This window comes from Sulfurovum sp. bin170 (assembly GCF_010892395.1).
In the GTDB taxonomy this organism is placed as follows: Bacteria; Campylobacterota; Campylobacteria; order Campylobacterales; family Sulfurovaceae; genus UBA1140.
The window spans coordinates 1-6,207 of the sequence record NZ_JAACKB010000110.1 but is presented as its reverse complement, the minus strand read 5'-3'; the positions used below and the strand labels follow the sequence as shown (position 1 = coordinate 6,207).

General features: G+C 37.8%; 5 protein-coding genes. 4 read left to right on the top strand and 1 reads right to left on the bottom strand.

From position 1 onward, the window contains the following. A partial coding sequence (locus tag GSY74_RS02635) for a TMEM43 family protein (protein WP_164663563.1) occupies positions 1-1,190 on the top strand: 1,190 nt, incomplete at its 5' end. Between the two features lie 229 nt (positions 1,191-1,419). After that, entirely contained in the window at positions 1,420-2,472 is a 1,053-nt protein-coding gene (locus GSY74_RS02630; RefSeq protein ID WP_164663562.1) for a TIGR00266 family protein, read from the top strand. A 133-nt stretch (positions 2,473-2,605) separates the two neighbouring features. On the opposite strand, the gene GSY74_RS02625 is transcribed toward GSY74_RS02630, so the two are convergent. Next, positions 2,606-3,346 (bottom strand): hypothetical protein, encoded by a 741-nt coding sequence (locus GSY74_RS02625; protein WP_164663561.1) that lies wholly within the window; start codon positions 3,344-3,346, stop codon positions 2,606-2,608. Between the two features lie 84 nt (positions 3,347-3,430). On the opposite strand from GSY74_RS02625, the gene GSY74_RS02620 reads away from it, so the two are divergent. Both GSY74_RS02620 and der read left to right on the top strand, forming a co-directional pair. After that, positions 3,431-4,615 (top strand): mechanosensitive ion channel family protein, encoded by a 1,185-nt coding sequence (locus GSY74_RS02620; protein ID WP_164663560.1) that lies wholly within the window; start codon positions 3,431-3,433, stop codon positions 4,613-4,615. 22 nt (positions 4,616-4,637) lie between these two features. Continuing rightward, complete coding sequence (der, locus tag GSY74_RS02615) at positions 4,638-6,038, top strand: ribosome biogenesis GTPase Der (RefSeq protein ID WP_164663559.1); 1,401 nt, start codon at positions 4,638-4,640, stop codon at positions 6,036-6,038. The last annotated feature ends 169 nt before the right edge of the window (positions 6,039-6,207 follow it).

The following is a 6,207-nucleotide window of genomic DNA, read 5'->3' as shown; positions in this document are numbered from 1 at the left end:
TGAACCAATTTACAGAAACGACAACAACTAGCTATGGCGAGAACATAGGAAGCTCATTTAAAGGAATTCTATTTGGAATTATTTTAATAGTAGGTTCCATTATCCTACTCTCTTGGAATGAAAATCGAAGCATAAACCAAACCTTAGCACTAGAAGAGATGCAATCCAAAATAGTAACTCTAAACAGTACTAAATATGATACAAAATATGAGAATAATCCAATACTTGTTCAGGGAGAAGTAACCCCCATAAAAGCACTGGAGGATAGCCAATTTGGTGTCAAATCAGATGGATTGGTTCTTCAACGAAATGTTCAGATGTACCAATGGATGGAGAATACAACTACAAAGAGTGAAGATAAGTTGGGTGGCTCAACAGAGACCACTACAACTTATGATTATGTCAAAGAGTGGTCATCCACCTCAATTGACTCCTCATCTTTTAAGCATCCACAAAACCATCAAAACCCACCAATGGCGTACAGTAGAGCTACCTACACCACCGATGCAAATATTGGCGATTTTTATCTATCAAAAAATATTATCAACCATTTTGGAACTGGAAGCAGTTTTGATGGACTCTCTACTATGCCTGAAAAAATTGGTGATATGAAAAATTATAAATCCTATCTATATAAAGGAGAAAATCCAGATACTCCTGCCATAGGGGATATAAAAATCACCTATACCCAAGCAGCAAAAGGAACATACTCCCTTGCAGGTATGGCAAAAAATAAAGCGTTAGTACCATATGTAAGCCAAAACGATAGAACTCTTATCTTTGTTAGAAATGGCATAGTCTCTGCCAATCAAATTTTTCAAGAGGAGTTTGATTCAAACAGTATGCTTACTTGGGGATTAAGAGCCGTAGGTCTTCTTTTGATGTTCTTTGGATTCAAACTTATTATGGGACCACTTGCTACACTAGCAAATGTTATACCGATGTTTGGTTCACTTATCGGTGGAGCTTCTAGTATAGTAGCAGGGGTTTTGACTCTTCTTCTTGGTTCTGTTGTTATTGCTATAGCATGGTTTGCTTCACGACCTATATTGTCACTTATTATTATAGCAGTGGGTATTGGATTGACGGTGATTTTGAACAGATTCAAAAAAGATAAAGGTACTTTTGGTCAAAATAGCACAACTCCACCGAGCAGAAATAGTGGTGCAACTCCACCACCAAGAAGATAATAATTAAAAGTTACTTGGAATCGGAGGCTTTAGCCCAATGCCAATGAATTAAGCTAAATAGTTCGGGTGTAAACACGCCGATTCTGAAAATGCAGATTGCATATAAGGAAACGATGGCTTCAGCCTCGCTAATTCATTGGCATTAGGCTTTAGCCCCGAAAGAGACGAAACTAAAGTTTTCGTTTCCTAGTCTTGCAAAATATCAACAGTTATAAAAAGGAATAAAAAGATGAATGTAGAATGGTTTTTAGAGTATGATAACGGAAAAACAGTAGGTCCACTCTCAACAAATGAGGCGAAAAGATATGCAAAAGATGACAATAGTGGATTTGCATGGAAAGAGGGTTTTAGTGACTGGAGACCAATAACAGAAATTGCAGAACTCCAACCTAGAACCAATAGCCTATATGGAAGAGGTGCTAGTAGCCCAACTGCACCACCATCAAGAGCGATGGGTAGTAGACAAGCTTTTGAGACAGCTGATGAGATTGACTACAAGATATTTGGTGAAGATATACAGTATGTGGAGATAGAGCTTGACCCTCGTGAGTCTGTGGTTGCGGAAGCTGGGTCGATGATGTATAAAGATAGCACTGTAGTTATGGATACAGTATTTGGTGATGGTTCAGGCTCAAAAGCAGACAATGGTGGTTTTTTTGACAAATTAGTAGGAGCTGGAAAGCGATTAGTAACAGGAGAGAGTCTCTTTACCACAGTCTTTACACATGAGGGGCATGGCAAAGCAAAACTAGCTTTTGCAGCACCATACCCTGGGAGAATTATCCCTGTTGACCTCTCCAAAATAGAGGGTGGAACGCTCATCTGCCAAAAAGATTGTTTCCTTGCCGCAGCAAAAGGTGTCTCTATCGGTATCCATATCCAAAGAAAGATACTAACAGGACTCTTTGGTGGAGAAGGTTTCATCATGCAAAAACTCGAAGGTGACGGAATGGTATTTATCCACGCAGGAGGAATGCTAAAAGAGATTGAACTAAAAGCAGGTGAGACTCTACATCTCGATACAGGTTGTCTAGTAGCTATGGAGCCTCAGATTGAGTTTGACCTAGAACAGGCAGGTGGAATCAAAACAGGTCTTTTTGGTGGAGAGGGATTCTTCTTTGCAAAACTGCAAGGTGAGGGAAAAATCTGGGTACAATCTCTGCCATTCTCACGATTAGCAGGAAGAATGCTCTCTGCTGCTCCACAAGGCGGAGGCAGTGACCAAGGTGAAGGTTCTGCTCTTGGAATGATTGGTGATATGGTGATGGGGAGTAGGCATTAGTAGGTTCGATGAAATCGAACAATTAACAATAGAATAACCAATAAATTCGTTTTTTCAATGGTGTAATATTTGAAATTTTTTAAAATTATTGGCATTTATTTATGCCAATATCATTTATTAGATTTCATCGAACCTACAAACGAAACGCTCGAATATCCCCAAAAAATATCAAATCTTTCAATACAGCTTTTTGGGCAATGCCATCTTTGCCAATACTTAGAAGCAACTCTCCTTTGTCACTAGAGAAAATCTCTTGATGAATAACTGCTCTAGCATACCAGTCGGCATCCTCGCCAAGCATCTTTTTGAACTCTGGTAACTCATCACTATTTGGAATATGAACATCCACAAAACCATCCTGTTTCTCTGCACCGACAGCTTCAAAACGATAATCTTTGCTTGTGGTTCTATCTTTTACATAGCTGTTTAGATTAAAATAGAGAGTCAACAGGTCATCTTTTGCATACTCTTTCATGACCTTTGTCTCATCTTTATACATCTCTCCTCTTTTCCACTTTTGAGTTACTCTTATAACCTCTTTTTTATCATGGTCTATTTTGTAGACTCTATCGGTCATCTTGGAGCCATAATGTTTGATAATCTGGTACAAATCAGAGACCATTACACCATCCGCTATATGACCTTTGGATATGTGTCTCTCTTTTTGACCTCTTGATAGTGTCTTTGCAATCCCTGTTGCCTCCAAATCTATATCTATCACATAAAAGCTATCATCTTTAGTTAGTTTTGCTTCGGCAATCCCTATCTCACCAAAAATTCCAAACTCTACCTTATATTTTACTTCAATAGTTTCAGCATTCGATATATTAAAGATAAAAAGAAGTGAAACCATTATCATCAAGAACTTTTGCATTGCAATCCTCTCTTTTTGAAGCATTATAACTAAAAAAATTTGATAAAATACGAAGAGAATAGAAATAAACAGAAAGATTAAGATATGAATGAGAATAACGATACCAATGTAACCCAAACAGAAAAGATAATAGATACTCTCGATTTGGAATTAGAAGACCACACTCAAGAATTTTTGGCACAACTATACAACAGTGAGTATGGAAGCTATCTTGCCGAAACCTATTTTGGCGTTCCTCTTGCCAATCTCATTACTGCTTTTTTAGCGCTCTTCTTTTTTCTATTTCTTAGAAAAATGTTTACAAAACTTACCATCAAAATTCTGCAACCATTAACAAGGAGAACAGAGACATTTTATGATGATAGAGTCCTCTATGCACTAAAAGGTCCCATCTCTTTTCTCTTTGTGATTATTGGATTCAATCTCTTTTTTGCTCTACTATTTTTGGAGACAGAGCTTGTAACAAAAATAACGAGTAGTATGGTTATGTTTAATATATTTTGGGTTATCTTAGCCCTCACTCATGCCTTCAGAGATGCAGCTTATCATTTTATGAGCAAATTTAACCCAGAACTCGCTCATGAGATGGGTAATTTTATGCTAACTATTCTTCGTGGTATTATAATGGTGGTAGGACTAGGCTCTATCTTACAGATTTGGGGTATCAATATTGCTGGATTGGTCGCAGGTTTGGGTATTGGTGGTCTTGCTTTTGCACTAGCAGCCAAAGATACAGCCGCCAATCTTTTTGGCTCCATCGCTCTGCTTCTTGACAAATCTATCCGTATCGGTGAGTGGATAAGGATAGATGGAGTTGAAGGAACTGTGGAGGATATAGGGATGCGTACTACAAAGATTCGTGCTTTTAATAAGTCTCTTATTACCTTACCTAATCAGATGATAGCAAACAATCCCATAGAGAACTTCTCTCGCCGTAAAACTAGACGAATCAAGATGAAAATAGGTGTAACATATCATACAACAAGTGAGCAGATGACGAATATTCTCTTGGAGATAAAAACGATGTTACAAAATCATGAAGGCATATCACAAAAAAGTACCATGCTTGTCAATTTCACCTCATTTGATGATAGCTCTTTGGGTATCCTTATCTATACTTTCTCCAATACAGCAGTTTGGGCAAAATATATGGAAATTAAAGAGGATGTTAATTTGAAGATTATGAAGATAGTGGAGGATAACAAAGCAGAGTTTGCATTCCCTTCTCAGTCGCTTTATATTGAGAAATCTGATATAATTCCGAAATAATACAGATAGAGAGATATAATATATGACAAACCTAAAAAAAGTAGCCATCCTAGGACGACCAAATGTAGGGAAGAGTTCCCTCTTTAACCGTCTAGCAAGGCAGAGAGATGCCATCACTTCAGATGTAAGCGGAACCACAAGAGACATCAAAAAGAGAGTGGTAACCATATCAAAAGACCGTGACTTCGAAGTGATAGATACAGGTGGGATTGATGATAGTACAGAGATGTTTGCAACGGTCAAAAGACTCTCACTTCGTACGGCAGAAGAGGCTGACATTATCCTCTATATGGTAGATGGTAAAAATATACCTGATGATGAGGACAGAGAGCTGTTTTATGGTCTTCAAGAGCTTGGAAAACCTATTGCTCTAATAGTCAATAAGATAGATAATGACAAAGATGAGAGCCTACGATATTGGGACTTTTTAGAGTTTGGTGCAGATATGACTCTGCCTATCTCTGTGAGTCACAATCGCTATATGAATGACTTTTATGCTTGGCTAGAGGAGCATATCCCTGCAAGAGAAGAGGAGTCTGCTCCTACTATAGTAGAGGATGATGAGCAGAGCTTTGAAGATATTGTAGAGATAATTCATAATGAAGAGGAACAGGCAGAAGATAGAGACATCAAAGTGGCAATTATCGGTAGGGTCAATACTGGTAAAAGTTCACTTTTAAACGCTTTGCTTCAAGAGGAGAGAGCCGTTGTCTCCCCTGTTGCAGGAACCACTATAGACCCCATTGATGAGTCTATGGAGTACAAAGAACACAAGATAACTTTTGTAGATACAGCAGGTATACGAAGACGAGGAAAGATTCTTGGAATCGAAAAATACGCTCTGGGTAGAACAGAAGAGATGCTAAAAGAGGCAGATATTGCCCTTCTTATAATAGACTCTACAGTTGGTGTTGTGGAGCTTGATGAGAGAATTGCGAATCTGATAGAGAAGTACAGACTTGGTTGTCTAATAGTTCTAAATAAATGGGATATACGAGATGAGATAACTTATGAAAAGGCTGTTGATGATATTCGTGATGAACTGAAATTTTTGCACTATGCACCACTAATTACTATCTCTGCAAAGACAGGTCAGAGGGTTCACAAAATCTTAGATGATATTGTATTAATATTTGAGAGATACAAACGGAGAATTCCAACAGCGAAGCTCAATGAGGTGATTAAATTTGCTACCAATAGACATCATGTGCCTTCATTAAATGGTGCGATTGTCAAGATTAAATTTGCAACGCAATATGAGATAAAACCACCTAAAATTGCACTGATTATGAATAGACCTGATGGACTACACTTCTCATATAAACGCTACCTTGCCAATGTGCTTCGGTCAAAATTTGACTTTGAGGGTGTGCCTTTGGATATATCTGCTAGACATAGAGGGCAGAGAATGGACGATGATTAGAGTTTTTTAGGAAATGCAAATTTTAGTCCTGAAACAATAGACGAGGCTGAAGCCATCGGTTCCTTATATGCTGAAAACTACGGAAAAAAAATTATGCTAAAATGTCAATAAAAAATGAAATTAAAAACCTACATAGAAAAAATAACAAAAACTCTTGAAAAAGAGAGTA

Bases quoted from the DNA above. Each gene is read 5' to 3' on its own strand.
- GSY74_RS02620 (WP_164663560.1), top strand. From the start codon at position 3,431: ATGAATGAGAATAACGATACCAATGTAACCCAAACAGAAAAGATAATA.
- GSY74_RS02625 (WP_164663561.1), bottom strand. From the start codon at position 3,346: ATGCAAAAGTTCTTGATGATAATGGTTTCACTTCTTTTTATCTTTAAT.
- der (WP_164663559.1), top strand. From the start codon at position 4,638: ATGACAAACCTAAAAAAAGTAGCCATCCTAGGACGACCAAATGTAGGG.
- GSY74_RS02630 (WP_164663562.1), top strand. From the start codon at position 1,420: ATGAATGTAGAATGGTTTTTAGAGTATGATAACGGAAAAACAGTAGGT.